General features: G+C 67.7%; 25 protein-coding genes and 1 tRNA gene. 14 read left to right on the forward strand and 12 right to left on the reverse strand.

The genetic code is table 11. The features are described 5' to 3' along the window. Positions 1-7 precede the first annotated feature (7 nt). Entirely contained in the window at positions 8-916 is a 909-nt protein-coding gene (ygfZ, locus tag F1654_RS00820; RefSeq protein WP_199200409.1) for a CAF17-like 4Fe-4S cluster assembly/insertion protein YgfZ, read from the reverse strand. Between ygfZ and F1654_RS00825 the strand changes: the two genes are divergently transcribed. Both F1654_RS00825 and F1654_RS00830 read left to right on the forward strand, forming a co-directional pair. After that, the gene (locus tag F1654_RS00825; protein ID WP_150021616.1) at positions 915-1,874 is read left to right on the forward strand and encodes a glycosyltransferase family 9 protein; all 960 of its coding nucleotides are present in this window, start codon (positions 915-917) and stop codon (positions 1,872-1,874) included. The two genes, ygfZ and F1654_RS00825, sit on opposite strands and share 2 nt — an antisense overlap. Then, complete coding sequence (locus F1654_RS00830; protein WP_150021617.1) at positions 1,871-3,208, forward strand: dihydroorotase; 1,338 nt, start codon at positions 1,871-1,873, stop codon at positions 3,206-3,208. Before F1654_RS00825 ends, F1654_RS00830 begins: the two co-directional genes overlap by 4 nt. On the opposite strand, the gene F1654_RS00835 is transcribed toward F1654_RS00830, so the two are convergent. From F1654_RS00835 to apaG, 3 genes are read right to left on the reverse strand one after another with little or no spacing between them, the layout of a single operon-like run. Next, positions 3,205-3,582 carry a TIGR02301 family protein gene (locus tag F1654_RS00835; RefSeq protein WP_150021618.1) on the reverse strand — a complete coding sequence of 126 codons (378 nt, stop codon included), beginning with the start codon at positions 3,580-3,582 and terminating at the stop codon, positions 3,205-3,207. The two genes, F1654_RS00830 and F1654_RS00835, sit on opposite strands and share 4 nt — an antisense overlap. A gap of 60 nt (positions 3,583-3,642) precedes the next feature. After that, entirely contained in the window at positions 3,643-5,103 is a 1,461-nt protein-coding gene (locus F1654_RS00840; RefSeq protein ID WP_150021619.1) for a TrkH family potassium uptake protein, read from the reverse strand. Positions 5,104-5,134: 31 nt separating this feature from the next. After that, positions 5,135-5,527, reverse strand: a complete 393-nt coding sequence (apaG, locus tag F1654_RS00845) for a Co2+/Mg2+ efflux protein ApaG (protein WP_150021620.1) — start codon at positions 5,525-5,527, stop codon at positions 5,135-5,137. Positions 5,528-5,684: 157 nt separating this feature from the next. Here apaG and F1654_RS00850 point away from each other — a divergent pair, with 157 nt between their 5' ends. After that, a complete protein-coding gene (locus F1654_RS00850; protein WP_150021621.1) occupies positions 5,685-6,704 on the forward strand; it encodes a 2'-deoxycytidine 5'-triphosphate deaminase domain-containing protein in 1,020 nt (339 codons plus the stop codon). Positions 6,705-6,710: 6 nt separating this feature from the next. Here the strand turns inward: F1654_RS00850 and arfB are convergent, their stop codons facing one another. Both arfB and F1654_RS00860 read right to left on the reverse strand, forming a co-directional pair. After that, the gene (gene arfB, locus F1654_RS00855; RefSeq protein ID WP_150021622.1) at positions 6,711-7,124 is read right to left on the reverse strand and encodes an alternative ribosome rescue aminoacyl-tRNA hydrolase ArfB; all 414 of its coding nucleotides are present in this window, start codon (positions 7,122-7,124) and stop codon (positions 6,711-6,713) included. Between the two features lie 5 nt (positions 7,125-7,129). Further along, positions 7,130-8,452: an MFS transporter gene (locus tag F1654_RS00860; protein WP_150021623.1), complete on the reverse strand. Its 1,323-nt coding sequence runs from the start codon at positions 8,450-8,452 to the stop codon at positions 7,130-7,132. Between the two features lie 134 nt (positions 8,453-8,586). Here F1654_RS00860 and serS point away from each other — a divergent pair, with 134 nt between their 5' ends. The 3 genes from serS (at position 8,587) to F1654_RS00875 (ending at position 11,465) form a co-directional block, all read left to right on the forward strand. Continuing rightward, positions 8,587-9,861 (forward strand): serine--tRNA ligase, encoded by a 1,275-nt coding sequence (gene serS, locus F1654_RS00865; protein ID WP_150021624.1) that lies wholly within the window; start codon positions 8,587-8,589, stop codon positions 9,859-9,861. A 183-nt stretch (positions 9,862-10,044) separates the two neighbouring features. Further along, positions 10,045-10,821, forward strand: coding sequence for a 5'/3'-nucleotidase SurE (gene surE, locus F1654_RS00870; protein ID WP_150021625.1), 777 nt, complete (start codon positions 10,045-10,047; stop codon positions 10,819-10,821). Next, complete coding sequence (locus F1654_RS00875) at positions 10,818-11,465, forward strand: protein-L-isoaspartate(D-aspartate) O-methyltransferase (RefSeq protein ID WP_150021626.1); 648 nt, start codon at positions 10,818-10,820, stop codon at positions 11,463-11,465. The genes surE and F1654_RS00875 overlap by 4 nt, the downstream gene beginning before the upstream one ends. A 5-nt stretch (positions 11,466-11,470) precedes the next feature. Here F1654_RS00875 and purB read toward each other — a convergent pair whose 3' ends face one another. The 4 genes from purB to F1654_RS00895 all read right to left on the reverse strand — a co-directional run bounded on the left by purB (position 11,471) and on the right by F1654_RS00895 (position 16,055). After that, positions 11,471-12,775 carry an adenylosuccinate lyase gene (gene purB / locus F1654_RS00880; RefSeq protein ID WP_150021627.1) on the reverse strand — a complete coding sequence of 435 codons (1,305 nt, stop codon included), beginning with the start codon at positions 12,773-12,775 and terminating at the stop codon, positions 11,471-11,473. Between the two features lie 82 nt (positions 12,776-12,857). Continuing rightward, the gene (locus F1654_RS00885; protein ID WP_150021628.1) at positions 12,858-14,144 is read right to left on the reverse strand and encodes a spinster family MFS transporter; all 1,287 of its coding nucleotides are present in this window, start codon (positions 14,142-14,144) and stop codon (positions 12,858-12,860) included. A gap of 97 nt (positions 14,145-14,241) precedes the next feature. Next, the gene (locus tag F1654_RS00890) at positions 14,242-15,585 is read right to left on the reverse strand and encodes a hypothetical protein (protein WP_150021629.1); all 1,344 of its coding nucleotides are present in this window, start codon (positions 15,583-15,585) and stop codon (positions 14,242-14,244) included. 381 nt (positions 15,586-15,966) lie between these two features. Then, positions 15,967-16,055 (reverse strand) — tRNA-Leu (locus F1654_RS00895). A 140-nt stretch (positions 16,056-16,195) separates the two neighbouring features. Between F1654_RS00895 and radC the strand changes: the two genes are divergently transcribed. Continuing rightward, positions 16,196-16,894 carry a RadC family protein gene (gene radC, locus F1654_RS00900; RefSeq protein WP_150021630.1) on the forward strand — a complete coding sequence of 233 codons (699 nt, stop codon included), beginning with the start codon at positions 16,196-16,198 and terminating at the stop codon, positions 16,892-16,894. Here the strand turns inward: radC and F1654_RS00905 are convergent. Beyond that, complete coding sequence (locus tag F1654_RS00905; RefSeq protein ID WP_199200410.1) at positions 16,872-18,581, reverse strand: cation:proton antiporter domain-containing protein; 1,710 nt, start codon at positions 18,579-18,581, stop codon at positions 16,872-16,874. The genes radC and F1654_RS00905 overlap by 23 nt on opposite strands. 109 nt (positions 18,582-18,690) lie before the next feature. On the opposite strand from F1654_RS00905, the gene queF reads away from it, so the two are divergent. The 5 genes from queF (at position 18,691) to F1654_RS00930 (ending at position 21,187) form a co-directional block, all read left to right on the forward strand. After that, the gene (gene queF / locus F1654_RS00910; protein ID WP_150021632.1) at positions 18,691-19,155 is read left to right on the forward strand and encodes a preQ(1) synthase; all 465 of its coding nucleotides are present in this window, start codon (positions 18,691-18,693) and stop codon (positions 19,153-19,155) included. 197 nt (positions 19,156-19,352) lie between these two features. Next, entirely contained in the window at positions 19,353-19,739 is a 387-nt protein-coding gene (locus F1654_RS00915; RefSeq protein ID WP_150021633.1) for a hypothetical protein, read from the forward strand. Next, positions 19,736-19,930 carry a helix-turn-helix transcriptional regulator gene (locus tag F1654_RS00920; RefSeq protein ID WP_150021634.1) on the forward strand — a complete coding sequence of 65 codons (195 nt, stop codon included), beginning with the start codon at positions 19,736-19,738 and terminating at the stop codon, positions 19,928-19,930. Before F1654_RS00915 ends, F1654_RS00920 begins: the two co-directional genes overlap by 4 nt. Positions 19,931-20,074: 144 nt before the next feature. Further along, on the forward strand, positions 20,075-20,587 hold the full coding sequence (locus tag F1654_RS00925; RefSeq protein WP_150021635.1) for a curlin-associated protein: 513 nt from the start codon (positions 20,075-20,077) through the stop codon (positions 20,585-20,587). Positions 20,588-20,695: 108 nt separating this feature from the next. Next, positions 20,696-21,187, forward strand: coding sequence for a hypothetical protein (locus F1654_RS00930; protein ID WP_150021636.1), 492 nt, complete (start codon positions 20,696-20,698; stop codon positions 21,185-21,187). 51 nt (positions 21,188-21,238) lie between these two features. Here F1654_RS00930 and F1654_RS00935 read toward each other — a convergent pair whose 3' ends face one another. Beyond that, a complete protein-coding gene (locus F1654_RS00935) occupies positions 21,239-21,817 on the reverse strand; it encodes an LOG family protein (protein WP_150021637.1) in 579 nt (192 codons plus the stop codon). Between the two features lie 138 nt (positions 21,818-21,955). On the opposite strand from F1654_RS00935, the gene F1654_RS00940 reads away from it, so the two are divergent. Together F1654_RS00940 and F1654_RS00945 are read left to right on the forward strand one after the other, a co-directional pair. Beyond that, complete coding sequence (locus tag F1654_RS00940; RefSeq protein WP_150021638.1) at positions 21,956-22,930, forward strand: Ig-like domain-containing protein; 975 nt, start codon at positions 21,956-21,958, stop codon at positions 22,928-22,930. A 42-nt stretch (positions 22,931-22,972) separates the two neighbouring features. Next, complete coding sequence (locus F1654_RS00945) at positions 22,973-24,838, forward strand: ABCB family ABC transporter ATP-binding protein/permease (RefSeq protein ID WP_150021639.1); 1,866 nt, start codon at positions 22,973-22,975, stop codon at positions 24,836-24,838. The last annotated feature ends 77 nt before the right edge of the window (positions 24,839-24,915 follow it).

Below are 24,915 nucleotides of genomic sequence, written 5' to 3' on the forward strand. Positions count from 1 at the left end.
AGCTTGATCAGGGCAGGGTGACGCGGGCGGATAGTCCGTCCGCCGTCACCGGCCCGCCGCCTGCCGCTTCCAGCCGGTCAATGCGAAGAATCGCGAGCGCCTGGCGCGCGCTCACAGACGTGATCGCGCCCAGCGGGGTCTCGCCTGTCATGACCTGCGTCCCGCGCGCAGGCGCATCGCCGTCAAAGTCCAGCCGCACCGTGCGTTTGCGCACGCCGCCCTTGCGGTGCATGCGGCTAGCCACTTCCTGACCGACAAAACAGCCCTTGCGGTAGTCGATGCCGTTGAGCAGATCATGATTGACGTCGGTGGAGAACACCTCGCTCGCGGCGTAATCCTCGCCAAACTCCGGGATGATCGCAGCGATGCGCGCGGCGTGATAGGGCGCGGCCTCCACCGGTCCGCCCGCCGGGACGATGGCGCGCAGGCCCATGCGGTCCGAGCGCGGATCAGGCGCACTGGCGAGCGCCACCGTTTTCAGCTCCGCCTCGCCCTCGCCAAGGGCTGCAGCGGCGGACAGGTCCTCGCGCAGGACGATGTCGGCTTTCGCGCGCAAGCGGTAGAGGGTGAAGCGCTTGACCAGGCTCTCCGCCTCGCTGGCCGGGACATCGAAAAGCAGTCCGTCCCCGCCATCATCAAACACGAGAAAATCGGCCAGCACCTTGCCCTGGGGCGTCAGCAGCGCGCTGAACATCGCGGAGTCCGGTGCAATACCTTCGGGTCCGCGCGTGATCACACGCTGCAGGAAGCTTCGCGCCTCCGGGCCGGTGAGGGCGATAACGGCGCGGGCGGGCAGGGCGGTGAGGAATGGCGTGCTCATGGGCGCATACTTGGCCTGTGCGCCGGGCTTGGACAAGGCGTCTGGCGCGCCCGCCACTGGCGCAGCGTGCGCGAAGCGGCTAAGCCGCTCATTCATGAAGCGCATCCTGTTCATCACCGCCACGCGCATTGGCGATGCGGTCCTGTTCTCCGGCCCGCTGGCCCATCTGGCCCGGCGCTGGCCGGATGCGCGCATCACCGTGGCCTGCGGCCCGCTGGCCGCGCCGCTGTTCCGCGCCGCGCCGGGGGTGAGCGAGGTCATCGTGATGGCCAAGCGCAAGGGCGGCGGTCACTGGCTGGATCTGTGGCGGCGCACAGCCGGGACGCGCTGGGATCTGGTGGTGGACATGCGCGCCTCGCTGACCGGCTGGTTCCTGAGAGCGCGCGAGCTCCGGGTCAACTGGCGCCGTCCGGGCGAGGGCCATCGTCACCGCGTGATCGAGGCCGCCGCCGTGCTGGGCCTCGACGCCGATCCACCCGCGCCGCAGCTGTGGGTGGATGCCCAGGCTGAGGCCGAGGCGGAACGCCGCCTGCCGGGCGATGCGCCGGTGCTGGCGCTGGCGCCCGCCGCCGCCGCGCCGTTCAAGGAATGGCCGGCAGAGCGCTTTGCTGCGCTGGCCAATGCCCTGACGGGTCCGGGCGGCGCGCTTCAGGGCGCGCGCGTGGCGATCTTTGGCGGGCCGGGCGACAAGGCGGTGTCTGATGCGGTGCGTTCGCAGATCACGCAGGCAGAGGTCACGGACCTGACCGGCGCGCTGGATCTGGTTGAGGCTGCGGCCTGCCTGAAGCGTGCGCGGCTGTTTGTGGGCAATGATTCCGGCCTGATGCACATGGCCGCGGCGGCGGGCGCGCCTGTGCTGGGCCTGTTCGGGCCGACCGATGAGCGTGTATATGGTCCCTGGGGCCCCAAAGCCCGCTGCGTGCGCGCAGGCGGGCCGGCCGATGAGGCTGACCGCGAGCGCCTGCGCCATGCGGACAGTTCGCTCATGGGCGGGCTGGACCTGGAGCGCGTGCTGGCGGCCGCCGCAGCCCTGATTGAGGAGAGCCAAGCGTGAGCGAGACCTTTGACCTGATCGTGAAGGGCGGCATCGTGGTCAGCCATGCCGGGCGGGCCGAGGCCGATATCGGCATACGCGACGGCAAGTTCGCGCAGATGGGCGATCTCTCGCGCGCCTCTGCGGGCGAGGTGATCGACGCCAAGGGGCTGCATGTCCTGCCCGGCGTCATCGACAGCCAGGTCCATTTCCGCGAACCGGGGCTGGAGTGGAAAGAGGACCTGGAATCGGGCAGCCGTGCCGCCATCATGGGCGGGGTGGTGTGCGTGTTCGAGATGCCCAACACCAATCCCTCCACCATCACCCCGGACCTGATGGCCGACAAGGTCGCGCGGGGCCGGGACCGCATGCATTGCGATTTTGCCTTCTATGCCGGCGCCACCAAGGAAAACCCGCATCTTCTGGCCGAGATGGAGCAGATGGAGGGGTGCTGCGGGGTCAAGGTGTTCATGGGCGCCTCCACCGGCGATCTGCTGGTGGATGATGATGAAGGCGTGGCCGCCGTGCTGGCCGCCATCAAGCGCCGGGCGGCGTTTCATTCCGAAGACGAGTTCCGCCTGGCCGACCGGCGCGGGCTGGCCCGGCGCGGCGACTGGACCAGTCATGAAGAGGTGCGCGACGCCACAGCCGCCATGATGAGCACCGAGCGCCTGGTGCGCCTGGCGCGCGCGGCGGGCAAGCGCATCCATGTGCTGCACATCTCGACGGCTGAAGAGATGGCGTTCCTGGCCGCCCACCGCGATGTGGCGAGCGTGGAGGTGACGCCCCAGCACCTGACCCTTGAAGCGCCGGACGCCTATGAGCGCCTGAAAGCCTATGCCCAGATGAACCCGCCCATTCGCAGCGCCGCGCACCGGGCCGGGCTGTGGCGCGGGGTGGAGCAGGGCGTCGCCGATGTCATCGGCTCCGACCACGCCCCCCACACGATTGAAGAAAAATCAAAGCCCTATCCCCAGAGCCCGTCGGGCATGCCGGGGGTGCAGACGCTGGTTCCGCTCATGCTCGACCACGTCAATGCCGGGCGGCTGACGCTGGAGCGCTTCGTGGACCTGACCAGCCACGGCGTGCAGCGCATTTTCGGCCTGGCGGGCAAGGGCCGCATCGCGGCGGGCTATGATGCGGACCTCACGCTGGTGGACATGAAGGCGGTGCGCACCATCGACGAAAGCTGGCTCGCCTCGCGCTGCGCCTGGTCGCCCTTCACCGGCCAGACGGTGAAAGGATGGCCGATGGCCACCATCGTGCGCGGGCGCGCTGTGATGCGTGAGGATGAGCTGCTGACGCCGTCCACCGGCGCCCCGGCGCGCTTCATGGAAACTCTGGCGCCGGCCTAATCCAGATAGGTCCGGCGCAGCTGTTCGGAGAAGGCGCGGCCGCGCTCGGCCAGTTGTTCGCGGGCCATCTCACTCTCCGCCCCGCAGCGCGGACGCAGGCGCTCCTGATGCTGGAAGCCCTCATTGAAGCGGTCGATAAGCCGGCTGCGGAACGGGCCGGCGGCGGGCGCCTCGTGATCGAGCAGCTCCACCATGGCGTTGCGCCAGACCTGGGTCTGGCGGCCGTCGCAGATGAAAGCGATGGCGTGCAGCTCGCCCATGATCCGCGCCAGGCTCTCCACCGGATAGGCGTCGCGTTCCTGCACCGCGCCCGCAGGCGCGCTCACCAGGAGGACCGAAAGACCGGTCAGGAAAAGGATCAGGCGCGCTCTCATCGCATAAGCCTCCATCAGTGCGGCCCTGTCTGTCGGCCAATCATGGCGTCCTGATGACGTCTAGCGCCGCCAGAAGCCGGGGGTGAGCATGACCAGCACCACCAGCACTTCCAGCCGTCCGATCAGCATGGTGACGGTCATGATCCATTTGGCGGCATCTGGCAGGGGGGCGAAATTGCCCGCCGGGCCGATGATGTCGCCCAGGCCCGGTCCGACATTGGCGATGGTGGTGGCCGCGCCCGAAATCGCCGTCACCGTGTCCAGCCCGGTGAAGGACAAGAGCACCGCTGACACGGCAAACGTGGCGAAGAACAGGAAGATGAACACGAACACCGAGCGCACGGTTTCCGGCGGCAGCACCGTGCCGCGATAGCGCACCGGCGCCACCATGTTCGGTCGCGTCATGCGCCGGATGTAGCTGGTCAGGGCCGAGAAAGCGATCTGGTAGCGGAAGATCTTCACCGAACAGGTGGTCGAGCCCGCGCAGCCGCCAATGAACATCAGCATGAAGAACACCGCCGCGCTGGCGCCCCCCCAGGCCCAGAAATCAGCCGAGGCGTAGCCCGTGCCGGTCAGGATGGAGATCACATTGACCAGAGCCAGGCGCCAGGCGGGTTTGGCGCTGTCGTGGGCGATCTCCGGCGACAGGGTGATGATCAGGGTGAGCAGCGCGGCGAAGGCGGCGATCACCATCAAAAATCCGCGCGCCTGCACATCGGTGAGCAAGAGGTCCGGCCGTCCTTGCGCGGCGCGCACATAAAGCACGAATGGCAGGCCCGCGAGCACCATGAAGAGCGCGGCCACCAGATCGGCGTTCGTGCCCGCAAATGCGCTGAGTGATGCGTCACGGGTGGAGAAGCCGCCGGTGGCGATGGTGGTCATGGCGTGATTGACTGCATCGAAAGCGCCCAGCCCCGCCCCCAGATAGGCCAGGAAACAGGCGAATGTCAGCGCCAGATAGATCAGCAGCACCGCCAGCGCGATCTGGCCCGCGCGCGGCAGCACCTTTTCGGACTTTTCTGAATTTTCCAGCCGGAAGAGCTGCATGCCGCCAATGCCCAGCATGGGCCAGATGGCCATGGCCGTGACAATGATCCCGATACCGCCAATCCATTGCAGGATGGAGCGCCACAAAAGCAGGCCGCGCGGCAGATCATCCAGCCCGGTCAGCACGGTGGCGCCGGTGGTGGTGAGGCCCGAGGTGGTTTCGAAAATGGCGTCGGTCCAGCTGATCTCCATGCCCGACAGTTTCAGGGGCAGGGCGGCGGCAAACGCCAGCACCGCCCAGGCGCCGGCGGTCAGCAGGATGGCGCTGCGCGCGGTCAGCCGGTGCTCGGGCGAACGGCCCAGCAGCACCATGATGCCGCCAGCGCCCAGCCCCAGCATGGCCGAGCCGAAAAAGGCATGCGCCGAGGCGCCGTCATGATCGAGATCGGCCAGCGCAGGCGCCAGCATGCCCAGCGACAGGGCGCTGAGCATCACGCCAAGGGCGAACAGAACCGTGCGGGCGCTCTGGGTCATGGTCCCGCAGTGCGCTCAACCACGCGAAAGGTCAATGCCGGGTGGTGGCGGCGAACGGGCAATCGAGCGCGAAGGCGGGTATGTCCGCGCTGAAGCGCCGGCCATCCTCGCTGCGGAAGATATAGGCGCCGCGCATGAAGCCCGACGGGGTGCGCAAGGGCGCGCCCGAGGTGTAGCGGAAGGCGTCTCCGGGACGGATGACAGGCTGTTCGCCGACAACGCCTTCGCCGCGCACCACTTCGGTGCGGTTGGCCGCATCGGTGATGCGCCATTCGCGCTCCATCAGCTGGACCGGCCCGCCGCCGGTGTTCTCGATCACCACGGTGTAGGACCAGACGAAGCGGCCGGACTGGGGATCGGATTCGGCCTCCAGAAAGGCCGGCTCGACCTTGATCACCACGCCGCCTGTCTCCTGCGTATACATGTCCGTCTCCCGACAGCGCCCCCGGATGATGAGTTCACACCCGCGCGGCCTGCGAATCAAGCGCTTCCCGCCGCGCTGCGAACTGGACAGGCCCCGCCGGGCTGCAGACAGTAAACGGCCCGCCCCCGGACCGATTCTGGCTGATCGAGACCTTGCCATGAGCGCCAAACCCAGCGGCGTCCTGCCCGACCAGGCCCTTGAGGCCGCCTTTGAGGCGGGCTGGATCCGTGCGGGCCGTGCGCTGGAGCCGGGCCAGATCCAGCCCGCCAGCCTGGATTTGCGCCTGGGCCGCAAGGTCTGGCGGCTGCGCGCCAGCTTCCTGCCCGGCCCGGGGCGCACCGTCGCGGACCGGCTGGGCGACAATATCGTCATGCATGCGCTCGATCTTGATGATGGTGCGGTGCTGGAAACGGGCTGCGTCTATCTGGCCGAGCTGGAGGAGAGCCTTGAGCTGCCCGCCGATCTGACCGCGGCGGCCAATCCCAAGAGCTCCACCGGGCGTCTGGACGTGTTCACCCGGGTGATCGGGGACGGTTCTACGGCGTTCGACCAGCTGCCGGCCGGCTATAAAGGCCCGCTCTATGTGGAGATTTCCCCGCGCACGTTTTCGGTGCTGGCCCGGCCCGGCGACCGGCTGACCCAGCTGCGCTTGCGCCGGGGCGAGCACGCCCCGCTTCGCTCGATCACGCTGTCGGTGGACGTGCTCAATGGCGGCGGCCCGGCGGGCTGGCGCGCCCGGCGCCACAGCCCGCTGGTGGACCTGTCAGGCGTAGGCGCCCATGAGGCCGCGCGCTTCTGGGAGCCGCTCTACGCCGAGGACGGCCGCATCGTGCTCGATCCGGGCGAATTCTACATCCTGGCCAGCCGCGAAGCGGTGAGCGTTCCGGTGGACGAGGCGGCCGAAATGGCGCCGGTGGCGCTGGAGATCGGCGAGTTTCGCGCCCACTACGCCGGCTTTTTTGATCCCGGTTTCGGCGTCGCCGAAGCCGGCGGGGCGGGATCGCGCGCGGTGCTGGAAGTGCGCGGGCGCGACGTGCCCTTCATCCTCGATCACGGCCAGGCCGTGGCGCGTCTGGTCTATGAGCCCATGGCCGGCGGCGTGCGTCAGCCCTATGGCGCGGCCGGCTCGAATTATCAGGCCCAGGGCCTGAAGCTTTCCAAGCATTTCAAAAGCTGAGGGCGCTCAATCCTCGGCAGGTTTCCCGCGCAGGGCCTTGGTGCGGCTGCGCGCCGCCTTGGCCGCTTTCTGGCGTTTGATGGAGGCGAGGCTGGGCCGGGTCGCCTTGCGCGGCTTGGGCTTGCGGCTGGCCTGCAGGATCAGGGTGCGCAGGCGCTCGCGCGCGGCCTCGCGATTGCGCGCCTGGGAGCGGTGCTCGCTGGCATGCAGCACCAGCACGCCCTCAGCCGTGATGCGCGACCCGGCCAGCCGGATAAGGCGCTGTTTGAGCGCTTGGGGCAGATCGCTGGCGGCCAGATCAAAGCGCAGCTGCACGGCGCTGGACGTGGTGTTCACATGCTGGCCGCCCGGACCGGAGGCGCGCACGAAGCGCTCCTCGATCAGGCGTTCGTCAATCATGATCTCGTCTGTGATGCGCATGAGGCTCAGCCTGACACAGGCTTGAGGCTCAGCGCCAGCGCGGCGGCGATCAGGCATATGATCCCCAGTCCGGCGATAGCCAGCGGACCAAAGGCGCCGAAGGCCGCGCCGGCCAGCGCGCCAAACACCAATAGCAAAACCCCGATCACCGTGTTGGAGACAGCTGTGTAGGCCGCGCGCGTTTCTTGCGTGGCCAGATCGACCACATAGGTGGCCCGCCCCAGCCGCACGCCCTGATGGGCGAAGGCCAGAAGGAAGAGGGCGACGGCGTGAAACCATATGCTGTCAGCCAGCGCGGCGTCCGCCAGCCCGGCGCCGGCCACCAGCGCGCAGGCGAGCGCCGCCGTCACCCCTGCGACCGCCAGCACCCAGCGCGCCGATGTGTCAGCCGACCGCCCCCAGGCCCAGCCGCTGGCGAAACCGGCGGCGCTGGACGCGATGAGGAAGGCGCCCAGCCCGGCCAGATCGGTTCCGGTCAGGGATTGCGCGTAAGCCACGAAGAAGGGCGGCAGGAGAGAGGTGGCCATGAAGAAGGCGCGCGCCAGCACGAAGCGGGCGAAAGCCGGATCGGTTCTCAGGAGGGCAAGCTGTGCGAAGGCTTCGGGGATGGCGTTGGCGCCGCCTTGCGTGGCGCCGGGCGCTTCGGCGAGCTGGAGATAGGCGAGCGCGGCGATGACCCACAGCACGCCGCCAGCGGCCAGGATCAGCGCGATTACGGACGGCTCGGTTTCCGGCGCGGCGATCAGCAATGCGCCAAAGCCCAGCGCGGCAAGGCCCGAGAGCGAAGAGGCATAGCCCGACACCGCCCCGCGCCGCGTCTTGGACACGGTCTTGCCCAGCACATCCTTGTGACTGACCGAGCAGAAGGCGCGCGCCAGCGCGAACAGAGCCAGCAAGCCGATCAGCGCCCAGCCCGCCGCCTCGCCCTCCAGCGCCAGCGCGGCCAGCGCCATGGCGAACAGGGCCAGGGCCTGTCCGATAGCGCCGCCCGCCCAGACGAATTTGCGCCGCTCGCGTTCGCGAATCCAGCGCGCGATGAACAGCTGGGGCAAGAGGGAGCCGGCCTCGCGCACCGGGGCGATGAGGCCGATGAGATAGCCCGGCGCGCCGAGACCTGAGATCAGCCAGGCCAGCGTCAGCTTGGGGTCCACCAGCCGGTCGCCGCTCTTGGTCAGCGCCAGGGCGATGGCGGAGAAGACGAAATTGCGCGGCTGATGCCGGCAGGCGTCCTCGGGAATGTCCTTGCATACCCGCGCCTCGGCGTCGTCATAGAGCGCTTCATAGATGCGCGCGGCCAGCTGGTCAGCCGGGGCGGGGCGGGCGGTCATGGGCGAATCCCTGAAATGCAACGCCCGCCATTCAAGCACACCGGGCGGGCCGCGCCACGGTGGACGCACCCGCGCGGCTTCTGTATCACCCGGCCAGCCCTCTTTTTTTCCGTCTGATCCCGAGTCGCTCCGCCATGCATGATATCCGCCTGATCCGTGACAATCCGGGCGCGTTCGACGCTGCCATGGCCCGCCGGGGCCTGACGCCGCAGGCTGAACGCCTGATCGATCTGGACGCGCGCCGCCGTGAGGCCACCACGCGCCTGCAGGAGCTGGAGACCCGGCGCAATGCAGCCTCCAAGGAAATCGGCATCGCCAAGGGACGCGGAGACAATGACCGCTTCGAGGCCCTGCGCGCCGAGGTGGAGGCGCTGAAAGGTGAGATGGAGCGCTGCACTGGCGAGGCGGCCAGCGCTGAAGAGGTGCTCAATCAGGCCCTCGCCGCCCTGCCCAATACGCCCGCCGACGACGTGCCCGACGGGGCGGACGAGCACGACAATGAGGAAGTGCGCGGCTGGGGCGAGCCCCGGACGATGGATTTCGAGCCTGCCGACCATGTCACGCTGGGCGAGCGCCTGGGCCTGGATTTCGAGCGCGCCGCGGCCATGTCGGGCGCGCGCTTTGCGGTGCTGCAGGGCCCGCTCGCCCGGCTGGAGCGCGCGCTGGGCCAGTTCATGCTGGACATGCACACGACAGAGTACGGCTATCGCGAGACCAGCGTGCCGTATCTGGTGCGCGATGACGCCCTGTTCGGAACCGGCCAGCTGCCGAAGTTCGCTGAAGACCAGTTCCGCACCACCAATGACTTCTGGCTCATCCCCACCGCCGAGGTGCCGCTGTCGAACCTGGTGCGCGAGGCCATCCATGCCGAGGGTGATTTCCCCATCCGCCTGACCGCGCTCACCCCCTGTTTCCGCTCCGAGGCTGGGTCGGCGGGGCGTGATACGCGCGGGCTGATCCGCATGCACCAGTTCCACAAGGTGGAGCTGGTCTCCATCACCACGCCCGAGCAGTCTGACGATGAGCTGGAGCGCATGACGGGATGCGCCGAAGCCGTACTGCGCGCGCTGGAGCTGCCCTACCGGGTGATGGCGTTGTGTTCGGGCGATATGGGGTTCGCCGCGCGCAAGACCTATGATCTGGAGGTCTGGTTGCCCAGCCAGAAGACCTATCGCGAGATCAGCTCGTGCTCGAACTGCGGCGACTTCCAGGCCCGGCGCATGAATGCGCGCTTCCGCCGCGAGGGCGAGAAGAAGCCGGACTTCCTGCACACCCTCAACGGCTCGGGCGTGGCCGTGGGCCGCGCGCTGGTGGCGATCCTGGAAAACCACCAGAACGCCGACGGCTCGGTCACCATCCCGGCGGCCCTGCGCCCCTATATGGGCGGGGTTGAGGCTATACGTCCGTGATGGGTGCTCGTATCGCTCCCGTCCTGCTTTCCCGGCCGAGCGGAGCGAGAGCCGGGACCCATCCTGCGGGCCTTCCCGCCGCTGCAGCGGCTGACAGTCATGGTGGATGGATCCCGGATAGCCGCTGCGCGGCTTCCGGGAAGGCAGACTTCGCCCGTCGCGCCAGACCCTTGAGAACCCATCATGATCCCTGACAATCCGCGCATTCTTCTGGTCAATGATGACGGCGTGCATGCGCCGGGGCTGACGGTGCTCGAAGAGATCGCGCGCACCCTGTCCGATGATGTGTGGATCGTCGCGCCCGAGGGCGAGCAATCGGGCATGAGCCGGGCGCTCACCCTGACCGCGCCCTTGCGCGTGCTGCAGCTGGGCGAGAAGCGCTTTGCGGTCTCGGGCACGCCCACCGACTGCGTGCACATGGCCGTGCAGACCATCATGGCGGGCAAAAAGCCCGACCTCCTTCTGTCCGGCGTCAATTCAGGCCAGAACATCGCCGAGGACGTGACATTCTCCGGCACGGTGGCCGGCGCCATGCAGGGCGTGCAGTTCGGCATCACCTCCATCGCCCTGTCCCAGGCCTATGGCTTTACAGGGCGGGACGCGATCCGCTGGGAGACCGCGCGCGCCCACGGGCCGGCCATCGTCCAGAATCTCCTCTCGGCCACGTGGAGCGAGAACGTTCTGATGAACGTCAACTTCCCCGACCGCGCGCCGGACGATGTGGCGGGGGTGGAGGTGACGGTTCAGGGCATGCGCGACCATAATGTGGTCCACGCCGAAAAGCGTATGGATCTGCGCGGGCGGGAATATTTCTGGATGGGGTTTTCGGGCAAGAAGTCCGACCCGGCGGTCGGCACCGATTTGCGCGCCATCTATGAGGGACGCATCTCCATCACCCCGCTGCATCTCGATCTGACCCATCACGACACCCGCGCGCGGCTGGAGCAGGCCCTGAAATGACCGGCGCGCCGGACACCCGCCTGATCCAGCTGGTGATGGCTCTGCGCTCTGCCGGGGTGTCGGACAAGCGCGTGCTGGCCGCCATCGAGCGCACGCCGCGCGCCCTGTTCGTGCCGGAAGGCTTTTCCGATCAGGCCTATGAGAACCGCGCCCTGCCCATTGATTGCGGCCAGACCATCTCCCAGCCCTTCGTGGTTGCGGCCATGACCGAGGCGCTGCAGGTCGATGACCGCTGCAAGGTGCTCGAGATCGGCACCGGCTCGGGCTATCAGGCCGCCGTGCTGGCCCGGCTGGCCCGGCGGGTCTACACCATCGAGCGCTACCGCACGCTGGCGCGCGAGGCGGAGGCGCGCTTCGCCGCGCTGCGCCTGACCAATATCGTCCAGCGCACAGGCGACGGCACCAAGGGCTGGCCCGAGCAGGCGCCGTTCGACCGGATCATGGTGACAGCCGGCGCGTCAGAGCGCCCGGATGGGCTGCTGGCGCAATTGAAGCCGGGTGGCGTGTGCGTGGCGCCGGTGCAGAACGGCCCGGTCCAGACCCTGATGCGCTATCGGCGCGGCGAGGACGGGCCGCTGCACGAAGAAGCCCTGTTCGATGTGCGCTTCGTGCCGCTGGTGCCCGGCGAGGCCAAGGCGCTTTAGGGCGGTCAGGCGTCAGCGAACACCCGCGCGAAAATCGTATCTACATGGCGAAGGTGCCAGGCGTCATCAAAGCATGCCGCGATGCCATCCGCGCCCAGTAGCGCCATCACGTCCGTATCGGCCTTGAGATGGTCGATCAGGCGCCCGCCTTCGTCCCAGGTCTTCATGCCGTTGCGCTGGACCAGCCGGTAGGACTCCTCGCGGCTGGCGCCGGCCTGGGTCAGGGCCAGCAGCACGCGCTGGGAATTGTGGATGCCGCCAAAGGCGTCCAGATTCTCTTTGCAGCGATCTGCATGCACGATCAGCCCTTCGATCATGGAGGCGGTCCGGTGCAGGGCGAAATCGAGATGCACGCACGCATCCGGCCCGATCCCGCGCTCCACGCTGGAATGGGAGATGTCGCGCTCGTGCCACAGGGCGACATTCTCCATGGCCGGCGTCACGGCTGAACGCACCAGGCGGGCGAGACCGGTCAGGTTTTCGGTCAGGATCGGATTGCGTTTGTGGGGCATCGCTGACGAGCCCTTCTGCCCGGGGGAGAAATACTCCTGCGCCTCACGCACTTCGGAGCGTTGAAGGTGACGCACCTCCACCGACAAATTCTCGATCGCCGAGGCGATCAGGCCCAGGCAAGCGAAGAAGGCCGCATGGCGGTCGCGCGGGATCACCTGGGTGGAAATGGGCTCCACGGTGAGACCGAGCTTCTTTGCAACGTGGGCCTCCACCGCCGGGTCCACATTGGCGAACGTGCCCACCGCGCCGGATATGGCGCAGGTGGCGATCTCGGCGCGTGCTGACACAAGACGCGCCCGGTTGCGGGCGAATTCAGCATGAAAACGCGCAAATTTGAGACCCATCGTGGTCGGTTCGGCATGAATGCCGTGGCTGCGCCCGATGCAGATGGTCGTCTTGTGCTCGAACGCGCGCGCTTTCAGCGCCGCCATGACACGGTCCATCCCCTCCAGCAGGAGGTCCGCGCTACGGGTCATCTGGACGGCCAGGCACGTGTCCAGCACGTCCGAGCTGGTCAGGCCCTGATGGACAAAGCGCGCCTCTTCGCCCACCAGCTCTGAAAGATGGGTGAGGAAGGCGATGACGTCATGCTTCACCTCGCGCTCGATCTCGTCGATGCGCGCGATGTCAAACTCCATGTCCCTGGCTTTCCACACGGCTTTGGCGGCCGAAGCCGGGACGACGCCCAGTTCGGCCAGCTTGTCGGTGGCGTGGGCCTCGATCTCGAACCAGATACGGTAACGGCTCTCGGGCGACCAGATGGCGGCCATTTCAGGACGGGTATAGCGGGGGATCATGACGCCTCGGCGCGCTGGCAGATGACAGGACAGGGCGCGGGCATACGCCGCGCGCAGGCGCGGGGCAAGCCCGGGGCGGCGCTCAAGGCGTGCGTGCGATCTCGCGGCGCAGGGTGAAGGCGGCGGCGGTGAACAGGCCTGCAGCCAGGATGAACATCACCACCCCCGCCATCAGGGCGTAGCGCAGGGCCTCGCCCTCGCTCATGAAGTTGCGCAGCCAATCCGATATCGCGCCGATGGCCAGAGGCCCCAGCCCGATGCCGATGAGATTGTTGAAAAAGGCGATGATCGCCGCCGTGGTGGCGCGGTGCTCGGCCTTTGACAGGGTCTGCACCGCCGCCAGTCCCGGCCCCAGCCACGCATAGGCCAGGCTGATGGGAATAGCGAGCAGGACCAACGAGACATAACCGCTATCGGCCATCAGCGCAGCCAGGAAGAAGGGCGTCATGATGGCGACTGCGATGCCGGGGATAAGGGCGTAAGCCGCCGGATGGGTGCGCCCGAACCGGTCGGCAAGCCAGCCGCCGCCAATGGCGCCCAGCACGCCCAGCAGGAAGAGCGGCGCCAGGAACTGGCCGATCTCGGCCATCATCAGGCCCTGGCTGCGGATCAGAAAGGAGGGCAGCCACTGATACATGCCGTAGCCGGCGAATGAAGTGCAGGCGGCCGCCAGCGTCAGCAGGATCAGCGTTGGTGATGCCAGCACGGCGCGCGCCGCATCCAGCGGCAGGGGCGGAGGGCCGGCCTTGACCGGGCCGTCAAGGCGCCCGCGCCGGGGCTCGCGCACCAGCATGACCAGCGCCAAAGCAGCGAATAGCCCGGGAATGCCCAGCAGAATGAAAGCCCAGCGCCAGCCCAGAGACGCCGCGATGAACGCGCCCAGCGCCGATCCGGCGGCAATGCCCAGGGGCGCGCCGATGGAGAACAGCCCGATGGCCAGACCCCGCCGCCCGGCAGGGAAATAATCCGAGATCACCGAATAGGACGGCGAGACGCCGCCAGCCTCGCCCGAGGCGACGCCGATGCGCGCCACAGCCATGGTCCAGAATCCCGCCGCCATGCCGGACAAGGCGGTGAACACGCTCCACACCGCACAGCAGGCCGCGATCAGGCGCACCCGGTTGGTGCGGTCAGCCAGCCAGGCCAGCGGCAGGCCCAGCGTGGCGTAGAAGACCGCGAACATGGTTCCGCCCAGCAGCGCAAGCTGGGTGTCGCTTAAGGCAAGATCGGCGCGGATGTCTTCTTGCAGCACCGCAAAGAGCTGGCGGTCCATGAAATTGATCAGATAGACCACGCCCAGCATGAAAAGGGCGGTCCACGCGCTGTTCGCAGGCGAATCCACCTGGGGCGCGGCGGTCGTCTCTGTCATGTCAGCGGCTCCGGGCCGTGGAAGGTGGGAAGTCAGGACACCGGACAAAACTTGACTGCGCCGCCCATCATGGCAAGGCGCGGTTCATGACGAAACATTAAGCATTCATCGCTGCGGCGACCCGGGCGGGCATGCGGTGCTCGCTGCGCGCATCCAGCGCCCCGGCGAACGCGGCTTCCAGCTCGCCAAGCTCCCAGCGCTTTGAAAGCGCGTCGCGCACGCCCGCCACGACAGCCGCGTCCGACCATGCCGAATCCGCAGACAGGTGCAGGAAGGCGGCGGCCACCTCGCGCGTTTCGCCCACGCACTCCCAGGGTTTGGCGCCTGTCAGCCCGGCGATATCCAACCCATGGGCGAGATTGGCCGGATCGTGCAGGGGGCTGCCTTGAAACACGGTTTCATGGCGGCCTGGCGCCAGCCAGCAGGCCATCAGGACGCTCGTGTAGACGCATTTGGAGCACGTCCCGCACCAGCGCTGGCCATCCGCGAGCGCGGCCTCTCCGGCGAAGACGAAATTGCGGTTGCAGCTGGCGAATACGTCCAGCGCATGCGGCGCGCGGCGGGCGAGATAATGGGCGGTCCACAATTCGCTCACCGGACGCAAGACGGAGAAATACTCCAGTCCCGCTCCCGCAGCCTGGAAGGCGGCGCGCAGCGCGTCCTCGAACGCCAGCGATTTGGAGAATTGATGGTTCACCTCATGGCCCTCAGGCGTCATCAGGGTGGGTTCGCTGGCCGCGCGCTCATTGGCGAACGCCACCCAGTCCTGGCCCGAAGCCGCGGCATGCAGAGCCAGCAGGCACGAATTGATCCCGGTGATGGGGATATGGCCGTTGAGCGCCTCGCCCGACCGCGACAGGGCGATGAGGCGCGGATCGATGGTGCGGGTCATCAGGGTCAGCAGCGCGCCGGCCATGGCCTGCAGGCGCGCGCCGACGCGATTCGACAGGATGACGCTGATCAGCTCGGTTTGCGCCCCGGCGGCTTCGAGCATGGCGCGGGCCACATGGCTGTCCTTGCCCCCGCCAAAGGCGCACACGGCGCGGGGATGCGCAGGTTCGCCGGAGGGCGCGGCGGGCGCATCGGCCAGATCCGGCCCCGTGATCTCCAGCGCCGGCGGGTAGGGCAGGGCGTTGCGCACATAAAACTCGCCAAGGCCCGGCCCGTAAGCCAGCCCCGCCAGATGGCGCGCGGCGCCGGTCAGGCCGGTCTCCACCTGCACCCGCCCGGCAGGCGCGGCCTTGTAATAGCTGGTGCCGATCAGGATCGCCGCCAGCGTCAGGAGCCGGTCACGCACATCCGCCTCCAGCCCCGCCAGCGGGGCGTGGGGCGCAAAGCGCACCGCCTCCTCGAACCGTCCGAAGCGCGGGCACTCAAAAGCAAAACGCACCGCATTGGCCTCAGGGTCCAGATGCGGCGCCAGGATGCGAAATTCACTCATTCAGCCAAGGCTCCGGCAGGCATGCCGCGCGAGTGTAGGGTGATGCGCACAAGCAAGCTATGGCGCGGGGCGGTTGGGAGAAAGATTGAATGCAACACCCCGAACCCTTGCAAGGGTTCGCACCCGGCTACACCGGAGCGAAGCCCCGGCTTCGCCGAGGCGAGAGCGCGAAGACCCGGACGGGTCTGAGCACAGGGAAACAACCGAACCCGCAAGGGTTCGAGAGCGCGACCGCGCGCCCGCAGCGTTAGCGAGGACGCGAAGACCCGGACGGGTCTGAGCACAGGGAAACAACCGAACCCGTAAGGGTTCGAGAGCGCGACCGCGCGCCCGCAGCGTTAGCGAGGACCGACCGAGCGGAGCGAGGAAGGACAGGAAAAATGGTGCGGGCGGCCGGAATCGAACCGGCACGGAGGTTGCCCTCCAACGGATTTTAAGTCCGGTGCGTCTACCAGTTCCGCCACGCCCGCGCGCCTCAATCGTTATACGCGCCCGGCGGTCAGGCCAAGGGGGAGATGCGCCCTGCAAGGCGCGCCGGTTTCGTCTGGCGGGCGAAGCTGCGGAGCGCTAGCATCGTGTGAGGCGAAATCCGGTCAGCGAGTGCGCGAACATGACGGGCGTATCCGACATCCCCCAGGAGCCGCATTATCACGGCCATCGTGACCGCTTGCGCGCGCGCTTTGCTGAGACCGGCGGGGAGGGGCTGGCCGATTATGAATTGCTGGAGCTGGCCCTGTTCCGCTCCATTCCGCGCCGGGATGTGAAACCGCTGGCCAAGGCCCTGCTGGCGCGCTTTGGCGATCTGGCCCGGGTGTGCGCAGCGTCACCAGACCAGCTCACCGAGGTGAGGGGCGTATCTGAAAAGACCGCGCTGGATCTCAAGCTCATCCAGGTGCTGGCCGTGCGCATGGCGCGCGAGCAGGTGACGGGCCGGCCTTTGATCTCGTCCTGGTCGGCGCTGCTGGATTATCTGCGCGCGGCGCTGGCGCACGCCACCACCGAGGAATTCCGGGTCCTGTTCCTGGACAAGAAGAACCGGCTAGTGGCCGACGAGTTCCAGGCGCGCGGCACGGTTGATCACGCCCCGGTCTATCCGCGCGAGATCGTCAAGCGGGCGCTGGCGCTGGATTCCAGCGCCATCATCCTGGTCCATAATCACCCCAGCGGCGATCCCACGCCGTCACGCGCCGATATCGACATGACCAAGCGCATCTGCGAGGCGGGCAAGCCGTTCGATATCGTGGTCCATGATCACATCGTGATCGGGCGCGAACGCACGGCGAGCTTCAAGGCGCTGGGTCTGCTGTAGCGGGCAGGGGCGCCGGGCGGGCGCCGGCATGGGCCTCGTGCACGTCGGCCAGCCAGCGGGCGATGGCGGCTTCCTCGACACCGGCGAAGCGCAGCACGGCCAGGGCGAAATCCACGCCCTCCGGCTGGCCTCGTGTGATCACGGCGATCATGCCCAGTTCTTCATGGGCGGCTTTTTCCTCGGGCGTGCGCACCGCCACGATGCGCTGAAGGTCGGGATAGGTGGCGTTGATATAGGGCGTGATTTCTTTCGATATTTCATAGCGCGACTGGCCCAGCGCGAGCGCCCGCGCGCGCGTCACCCCCACCGCCGTCATCAGGCGCACATCGCTGGGATCGCCGAACGTCATGTCATATCCGTCGGCGGTGGCGGACAGGAAGCGGTCAGCGTCAAACTCAATCGCCACAAATGGAATCTTGAAGCGGGTCAGCGCGTCCATGGCCAGGCGCCCGGCTGGCGTCGCGGCAAACACCAGGATGGGACGCTGGGCCTCGGGATCGGCGGCGGGCGTCGAGGGGGCGGCCTTGGCCTGGGCCAGCTTGCGCGCGAGCTTCATGCCCAGGGCTGTCCAGGCCGGGGTGAGGGCCAGCGACAGGGCGCTGGCGGCCACCAGAACGCCTGCAGCCTGCGGCCCCAGCGCGTTGGCGACGCCGGGCAGGGCGAGCAGGACGAGGCCAAACTCCGAGCCCTGCGCGGTGACGAAGGCCAGTTGCGTGGCGCCCGGACGGCTCCAGCCCGAAGCCAGCGCTGCGATGAAGGTCAGGATCGTCTTGCCCAGAATCAGCGCCGCGATGGCCAGTGCGATCCAGGGCGCCTGGGCGGCGATATCGCGCCAGTCCAGGCCCATGCCCACGGTGATGAAGAAAAAGCCCAGCAGCAGCGCGCCGAACGGGCGGGCCTCGGTTTTGACCACCGTGCGGTAGGGGGTTTCGGCCACGATCACGCCGGCCAGAAACGCGCCCAGCGTCAGCGACAGGCCCAGCGCTCCGGTCGCGGCGGCTGTGGCCAGCACCAGAAGCAAGGCGGCGGCGGTGAACACCTCGGCCATATTGGTGCGCGCCAGCAGGGCCAGGGCCGGACGCGCGGCGAAGCGTCCGATCAGAACCGCGGCGAGGGCGGCTGCGAACGCCTTGGCGGCGGCTTCGGCCAGGGCCAGGCCCAGCGGCCCCGATCCGTCCAGCGAGACAGCGAACACCAGAAGGAAAATGCCCGCCACATCCTGGAACACCAGAAGCGCGGTGGAGGAGCGGCCCAGCGGGCAGGTGGCGATGCCGCGTTCAGCCAGCGTCGCCGTCACCACGGCGGTGGCCGAGATGCCTGCGCCCAGTCCGATCACCAGCGCTACGGGCCAGTCCAGCCCGAAAAATCTGGCCGCCAGTGTGAACCCTGCGCCGCAGATCAGCATCTGCAAGGGGCCCAGAACCACCAGATCGCGCCCGCTTTCGCGGATAGTGCGCGAGGAGAAACCCAGCCCGATCTCGAACAGAAGGAAGGCCACCCCCAGCTGGGCCAGAAGGGCGGTCGTGGCGTTCAGCGGCGCCAGACCCAGCGCGTTGGGGCCGATCAGGACGCCCGCCGCAATGAAGGCCACGATGGGCGAAAGCCGCAAGGCGCGGGCGATCAGGATGCACGCCAGCCCCACCGCCAGAAGGGTGACAGCAGGCAGAATGGCGAGGGCTTCGTTCATGCTGAGATCAGCCAATCTGGCGCCAAAAACGGCCCGTATGGCGCCAAGATAAGCAGTTTTGATGTGAACGCCATTGCCGATGCGTGGTCCCGGCGTTACATGCGCGGCCATGACCGATGCGCGCTATGAGAAACTTGAACAGCTGGGCTCCGCCGGCGCGGCGCCGCAGCGTCCCGAGGACGCGGTTCTGGAGCGGGTGGAGAATCCGGCCCGGGACGGCGATTACCTGATCCGCTTCACCTGTCCGGAATTCACCTCGATCTGCCCGGTGACCGGCCAGCCCGATTTCGCCCATATCGTGATCGATTACGCGCCCGGCCCGTGGATCGTGGAATCCAAATCGCTCAAGCTCTTCCTGCAGAGCTTCCGCAATCATGGCGCGTTTCACGAGGCGTGCACCACCATGATCGGCCAGAGGCTGGTCGATGCGCTGGCGCCCAAATGGCTGCGCATTGGCGGCTACTGGTATCCGCGCGGAGGCATCCCCATCGACGTGTTCGCCCAGTGGGGCGAAGCCCCCAAGGGCCTGTGGATTCCCGACCAGGGTGTGGCCCCCTATCGCGGGCGGGGGTGAGCGCTCCTTCCGGCATGTGACAGGCCTGCCTGATTAAATGTCAGGTTTTCTTGACGGGTGCGCATATGTCAGGTATGCATGACATACAGTCAAGCTAACCTGATGGAGGTAATGATGGCGGACCGGACGAGACAGGTGACGGGGTTATGGTGGGGCGCGCAGGCGCTGGCGGCGGCTTTTGTGCGGGAGGCGCGCGCATGACACCCGCAGCCAAACGCTATTCGATGCGCTTTATTGCGCTGATGATGATCTACAGCCTGGCGGTGGTGGGCGTGACCTATTTCTTGCGCCAGCTTGATCCGTCAGGCCCGGTGCGGGTGATGCTGGCGCTGGCGCCGGTGCTGCCGGCCCTGCTGGCCTTGCGCGAATTCATCATCTTCTGGCGCGCCATGGACGAGGTGCAGGCGCGCATCCACGCCGAATCGCTCCTGATTGCGGCAGGGGTGGTGAGCTTCGCCAGCTTCAGCTGGGGGTTCCTGGAAAGCTGGGCCGATGCGCCGGCCATCTCCGTGATTTATGTCCTGCCGGCTATGGCGCTGGTGTGGGGCGTGGCGGTGATCTTCGTGTCGAGGCGCTTCAAATGAAGAACCGGATCCACGTCCTGCGCGCGGAGCAGCGCTGGAGCCAGGCCGAGCTGGGCGAGCGGGTCGGCGTGTCGCGTCAGGCGATCAACGCGGTGGAGACGGGCAAGCATGATCCCTCACTGGCGCTGGCCTTCAAGATCGCCGAGGCGTTCGGGTTGCGCATCGAGGATATCTTCGACCCTCACGGATAACCCCCTGAAACACCATCACTCTGCGTTCATCTGGCAAAACGCCGGGTGAACGCAGCGCTCTGCAGGCGTTCAGACGGCGCGATGCAGTCTCCTGATCACTGGCGGACGCCACAGCCGCCGGGATGAAACCAGAGGAGACTGACCATGCTGAACAAACTCATGATCGCCACGGGGCTGAGCCTGACCATGCTGGCGGGAACCGTGTCGGCGGCCGAAGCCCAGCAACGCAATCGCGTGAACATCAACCAGGCCGGCTACGCCAACGAATTGTCCGCGCGCCAGGTGGGCCCGCAGCACCGGCTCTATATCGAACAACGCGGCGCCTACAACTACGTCCAGACCATCCAGGACGGGGCGCGCAACGGCGTCACCGTGGGCCAGGCGGGCTACGCCAACAGCGCCTACGCTGACCAGCTGGGCCGCAACAACACCGCCGTGATCGGCCAGGAGGGCAATTATAACAATGCCGGCGCGATCCAGACCGGAACCAATAACACGGCGGGTGTCGCCCAGATCGGGTCCGGCCATAGCGCCGCCACCAACCAGACCGGCGCCAATAATTCGCTGGGCGTGATCCAGGTCGGCTCCGGCCAGCGCGCCAATGTGCGCCAGTCCGGTAATGGCAATGTGGCCCTGGTGATCCAGGGCAGCCACTAGGGGCTGGCCCCTCAAGGCGAGGGTCTGGTTCCCCGGCGACACGGGGGCGGGCGCCAAAGTCCGCCCGCCCCTGGCTCGCCCCTCAGTGATCGTGAAAGGAGATCGGTCATGACCGCATTTTTGAAGAAAACCGCTCTGATGCTGGCTGCTGGCGCAACGGCGCTCGCCGCTGCGGCGGGCGCGGCCTCCGCCAACCCGGCCCAGGCCTGCTGGCTTGAAGTGGGCAGTGGACGCTCGCATGGCGTCCTGCAGGCCTATGCCGCACCGCGCCTTGCAGGCTCGTTCGAGCTGCGCGTGCGTCAGGATGGCGGCAATGGCGAGCTTGTGGCCGAGCAGTCTGGCACGTTCTCGCCGTATAATTTCTGGCCCACCAATCTCTCGCGCGTGGTCGTGGGCGCCAACGCCCTGCGCCCCCACCAGCCGGATTTCTGGACCAATGCGTGGGCGGCCCGTCCGGGCACCACGATCATCGCCAGCTCAAACGACCGGCGCGCCGCGCCCGGCGCCCTGCCGGTCCAGGCTTACGGCTTCCGTGCGGACCTGCGGGTCTATGACACGTCAGGCCGCCTGATCTGCAGCCAGCGCGAATACTGGCGCTAGGGGCGATGAAACGCTCACGACGGCCTGTGCTCCCATCCTGAACGTTCAGGCTCAGGATGGGGCGCGGGCTCCGGCATTGGCGGCGGATGCTTCCGCCGTCATCGCCGTCAGGGTATTGAGCGCAGATTGCGGATCGTGATGAAAGCTCAGCCCTTCCAGCACCCCGGCGTCGGCGAATCCGGCCTCGCCCACATGGGCCAGCAGCGCCTCCAGCGGCGACCAGAAATCCGCGCCGACAAAAGCAGCGGGCTTGGCGTGCAGGCTGTGCTGGCGCTGCATGATCATGTCGAACACTTCCTCCAGCGTGCCCGCACCGCCAGGCAGGATCAGAAAAGCGTCCGCCTCCGACATCAGCATCGCCTTGCGTGAGGCCAGTGTGGCGGTGATGCGCAGCTCCACGCCCTCCTGGGCGCCTTCCAGCGGGATCAGGAATTCAGGGATGACGCCCAGCACCTGCCCGCCCTCGGCCAGCGCGGCGCGCGCGGCCTCACCCATCAGGCCGTTCTCGGCGCCGCCATAGACCAGGCGCAGGCCCGCGCGCGCGATCAGACGCCCCGTTTCGCGCGCCAGACCGGTGAAGGCGGGGTCGCGACCTGCGCCCGAACCGCAGAACAGGCAGATACTCCGCATTTTCGCCTCATCACGCTGCATCATGGCCTTGAGCGCGCTTTCTTTCGCGCGACGGCGCAGTTAAGCATTAGCAATGGGGGCGGACTGGCGCGAGCCTTGCTTGCCGCTCAGGTCATCCGCCCTGTCAGGAGACGGCACATGGCCGCCACGCGTACATTTGTGATCTGCATCATCCTGTTCATCGCCGCGATAGCGGCGGCGGCGGCGTTTATCGTCATGCGCCCGGCGCCCGCCCCCGCGCCAGCTGATCCTGACACGGTCACGACGCCCGTCGAGACGTCCGCGCCTGTCTCGTCGCTGACGGCGCCCACATTCGACATTGTGCGCGTCGACCCGCGCGGCACGGCGGTGCTGGCCGGACGCGGCGCGCCGGGATCGCGCGTGACGCTGATGTCGGGTGAGCGAGAGATCGCCACGGTGGAGATCGATGCGGCGGGCGAATGGGTGATGATCGTGGACCGCCCCCTGCCGGCGGGCTCCGTGGAGCTGTCCTTGATCATGGTGACGCCCGATGGCCAGGAAGTGCGCTCCGACCAGGTGGTGGTGGTCTCCGTGCCTGAAAGCCGCGACCGCACCCCGCTTGTGGTGCTGGGCCGGCCCGGCGAGGCCAGCCGCGTGCTGCAAAGCCCGTTCGACGGCGTGTCCATGGGCCCGCTGAGCCTTGAAACGGTGGATTATGACGAGAGCGGCTCGGTGATTTTCTCCGGCCGGGCCGAACCCGGGACTACGGTGCGTGTCATCGCCGACGGGCAGATGGTCGGTGAAACCCGCGCCGGCGCCAATGGCCGCTGGAGCGTGCAGGCGGGCCGGGATTTCGCGCCGGGCGTCTATGATTTGCAGATCGACCAGATCGATGAAGACGGGCGGGTGACCGCCGTGATCGCGCTGCCCTTCGAGCGCGCCAGCGCCGAGGACGCCCTGTCTGCGCGCGAGGCGGGCCGTGTGATCGTCCAGCCGGGCAACTCGCTGTGGCGCATCGCGCGCCGGCTGTATGGCGACGGCATCCAGTACACCGTGATCTATCAGGCCAATCGTGACCAGATCCGCGATCCGGACCTGATTTATCCCGGTCAGGTGTTTGCCACGCCATCCTCCAACGGCGCGGACGGCTGATCGCATCTGGCCGGATGGCCTGCGGCGCCCTAACTAGGTCGCATGTCTCCGCCTCCTTCTCACGATCCCCTGGATGGTCCGGCCCCTGAAGGACGCCTCTCCGAGGCGCTGGCCCGGCTGTGGGCGATCATGTCCGGACCGGACATGGCGCGTTGGCGTTTCCGGATGGCGGTGGCCTTCGCCATCACTTTGCTGGCCAAGGGTTTTTCCGTGGCGGCGCCAGTGGCGTTCGGAGAGGGGATCAACATCCTCAGCCGCGGGCTCAATCTCGAAGGCGGCCCGCCGGCCGGCGCGTTCTGGGCTGCGGGCGGGCTGATCATCGCTTATGGCCTGCTGCGCTTCGCCGCCACAGGCGTGCCGCAATTGCGCGACGCGCTGTTCTCGCCGGTCTCCAACGACGCCCAGCGCCTGACCGCCGTACAGGCCTACGCCCATGTGCAGTCGCTCTCGCTGACCTATCACCAGACCCGGCGCACGGGCGCAGTCAACAAGGTGATCGACCGCGGCGCCAACGCCGTGGACTATCTGTTGCGATTCCTGGTGTTCAACATCCTGCCCGCCCTGGCCGAGCTGCTGCTCGCCGCCGCCGTGGCTGCGGTGCTGTATGGCTGGGAGTTCTCGGTGATCATCGTCACGGCGGTGGTCTCCTACGCTTTCATCACCTTCCAGATGACCCAGTGGCGCGTGAAGATCCGGCGCCAGATGAACGAGGCCGACACCGAGGTGAATGCCCGCTCGGTGGATGCGCTGACCAATTTCGAGACGGTCAAGGCCTTCGCCGCCGAGGTGCGCGAGGCCGGGCGCTTTGACGAGGCCAAGACCCGCTACGCCAAGGCGGCGGTCAAGTCCGAGCAGAGCCTGGCCGCCCTTAACGCCGCCCAGGCCGCGATCATGAATGGCGGGCTTCTGGCCGTCGCGCTGCTGGGCGTGTGGATGGCGCTGCAGGGGCGTCTGGAGGTGGGCGATATCGCGGCGCTGACCCTGATGCTGATGCAGGTCTATCAGCCGCTGAACATCCTGGGCTGGGCCTATCGCGAGATCAAACAGGCCAGCGTCGATCTCGAGCGCCTGTTCCAGGTGCTGCGCCTGAAGCCCGAAGTGGCCGACAAGCCTGGCGCAGCGGCGCTGGACATCACTGGCGGGGCGGTGCGCTTCAGCGGTGTGAGCTTCGCCCATGACGGCCGTGATCGCTCGGTGGAGGCGATTGATCTCGACATCCCGGCGGGCGCGTTTATCGGCTTCGCCGGCCCCTCGGGGGCGGGCAAGTCCACCCTGCTGCGCCTTTTGTTCCGTTTCTACGATCCGTCCACCGGGCGCATCGAGATTGACGGGCAGAATATCGCCGATGTGACCCAGGCCTCGCTGCGCGGCCAGCTGGGCCTCGTCCCGCAGGACGTGGTGCTGTTCAACACCAGCTTGCGCGAGAACCTGCTCTATGGCCGCCCCGACGCGGACGAGGCGGCGTTGTGGGACGCCGTGACGCGCGCGCGGCTCAAGGCCTTCGTGGACTCGCTGCCGCTGGGGCTTGAGACCCGGGTGGGCGAGCGCGGGCTGAAGTTGTCGGGTGGGGAGAAGCAGCGCGTTGGCCTGGCCCGCGCCATCCTGAGAGACCCGCCCATCCTGATCCTCGACGAGGCGACCTCGGCGCTTGATTCGCGCACCGAAGCCGAGGTGCAGGCCGCCATCGCCGAAGCCGTGCGCGGGCGCACCACGCTCGCCGTGGCGCACCGTCTGTCCACCATCGCGCGCGCCGACCGGCTGGTGATTCTCGATGGCGGGCGCATCGCCGAGACCGGAACCCACGCCGAACTGCTCGCGCGCGGCGGGCTTTACGCGTCCATGTGGGCCGCCCAGATCGAGGCGGGCGAAGCGGCGCCGGCGGTCCTTGCGCCTGCGCCCTCGGTCTGACCGGGCGGCCAAGGGATTGGTCTGACAGCCTATCTGGCTTATGTCAGTGGGGATCAGACACGAAAGACACACCTCTT

It is taken from the genome of Alkalicaulis satelles, assembly GCF_008630495.1.
Taxonomy (GTDB): Bacteria; Pseudomonadota; Alphaproteobacteria; order Caulobacterales; family Maricaulaceae; genus Oceanicaulis; species Oceanicaulis satelles.

Bases quoted from the DNA above. Each gene is read 5' to 3' on its own strand.
- F1654_RS00825 (WP_150021616.1), top strand. From the start codon at position 915: ATGAAGCGCATCCTGTTCATCACCGCCACGCGCATTGGCGATGCGGTC.
- ygfZ (WP_199200409.1), bottom strand. From the start codon at position 916: ATGAATGAGCGGCTTAGCCGCTTCGCGCACGCTGCGCCAGTGGCGGGC.
- F1654_RS00835 (WP_150021618.1), bottom strand. From the start codon at position 3,582: ATGAGAGCGCGCCTGATCCTTTTCCTGACCGGTCTTTCGGTCCTCCTG.
- F1654_RS00840 (WP_150021619.1), bottom strand. From the start codon at position 5,103: ATGACCCAGAGCGCCCGCACGGTTCTGTTCGCCCTTGGCGTGATGCTC.
- apaG (WP_150021620.1), bottom strand. From the start codon at position 5,527: ATGTATACGCAGGAGACAGGCGGCGTGGTGATCAAGGTCGAGCCGGCC.
- F1654_RS00850 (WP_150021621.1), top strand. From the start codon at position 5,685: ATGAGCGCCAAACCCAGCGGCGTCCTGCCCGACCAGGCCCTTGAGGCC.
- arfB (WP_150021622.1), bottom strand. From the start codon at position 7,124: ATGCGCATCACAGACGAGATCATGATTGACGAACGCCTGATCGAGGAG.
- F1654_RS00860 (WP_150021623.1), bottom strand. From the start codon at position 8,452: ATGACCGCCCGCCCCGCCCCGGCTGACCAGCTGGCCGCGCGCATCTAT.
- serS (WP_150021624.1), top strand. From the start codon at position 8,587: ATGCATGATATCCGCCTGATCCGTGACAATCCGGGCGCGTTCGACGCT.
- surE (WP_150021625.1), top strand. From the start codon at position 10,045: ATGATCCCTGACAATCCGCGCATTCTTCTGGTCAATGATGACGGCGTG.
- F1654_RS00875 (WP_150021626.1), top strand. From the start codon at position 10,818: ATGACCGGCGCGCCGGACACCCGCCTGATCCAGCTGGTGATGGCTCTG.
- purB (WP_150021627.1), bottom strand. From the start codon at position 12,775: ATGATCCCCCGCTATACCCGTCCTGAAATGGCCGCCATCTGGTCGCCC.
- F1654_RS00885 (WP_150021628.1), bottom strand. From the start codon at position 14,144: ATGACAGAGACGACCGCCGCGCCCCAGGTGGATTCGCCTGCGAACAGC.
- F1654_RS00890 (WP_150021629.1), bottom strand. From the start codon at position 15,585: ATGAGTGAATTTCGCATCCTGGCGCCGCATCTGGACCCTGAGGCCAAT.
- radC (WP_150021630.1), top strand. From the start codon at position 16,196: ATGACGGGCGTATCCGACATCCCCCAGGAGCCGCATTATCACGGCCAT.
- F1654_RS00905 (WP_199200410.1), bottom strand. From the start codon at position 18,581: ATGAACGAAGCCCTCGCCATTCTGCCTGCTGTCACCCTTCTGGCGGTG.
- queF (WP_150021632.1), top strand. From the start codon at position 18,691: ATGACCGATGCGCGCTATGAGAAACTTGAACAGCTGGGCTCCGCCGGC.
- F1654_RS00915 (WP_150021633.1), top strand. From the start codon at position 19,353: ATGACACCCGCAGCCAAACGCTATTCGATGCGCTTTATTGCGCTGATG.
- F1654_RS00920 (WP_150021634.1), top strand. From the start codon at position 19,736: ATGAAGAACCGGATCCACGTCCTGCGCGCGGAGCAGCGCTGGAGCCAG.
- F1654_RS00925 (WP_150021635.1), top strand. From the start codon at position 20,075: ATGCTGAACAAACTCATGATCGCCACGGGGCTGAGCCTGACCATGCTG.
- F1654_RS00930 (WP_150021636.1), top strand. From the start codon at position 20,696: ATGACCGCATTTTTGAAGAAAACCGCTCTGATGCTGGCTGCTGGCGCA.
- F1654_RS00935 (WP_150021637.1), bottom strand. From the start codon at position 21,817: ATGCGGAGTATCTGCCTGTTCTGCGGTTCGGGCGCAGGTCGCGACCCC.
- F1654_RS00940 (WP_150021638.1), top strand. From the start codon at position 21,956: ATGGCCGCCACGCGTACATTTGTGATCTGCATCATCCTGTTCATCGCC.
- F1654_RS00945 (WP_150021639.1), top strand. From the start codon at position 22,973: ATGTCTCCGCCTCCTTCTCACGATCCCCTGGATGGTCCGGCCCCTGAA.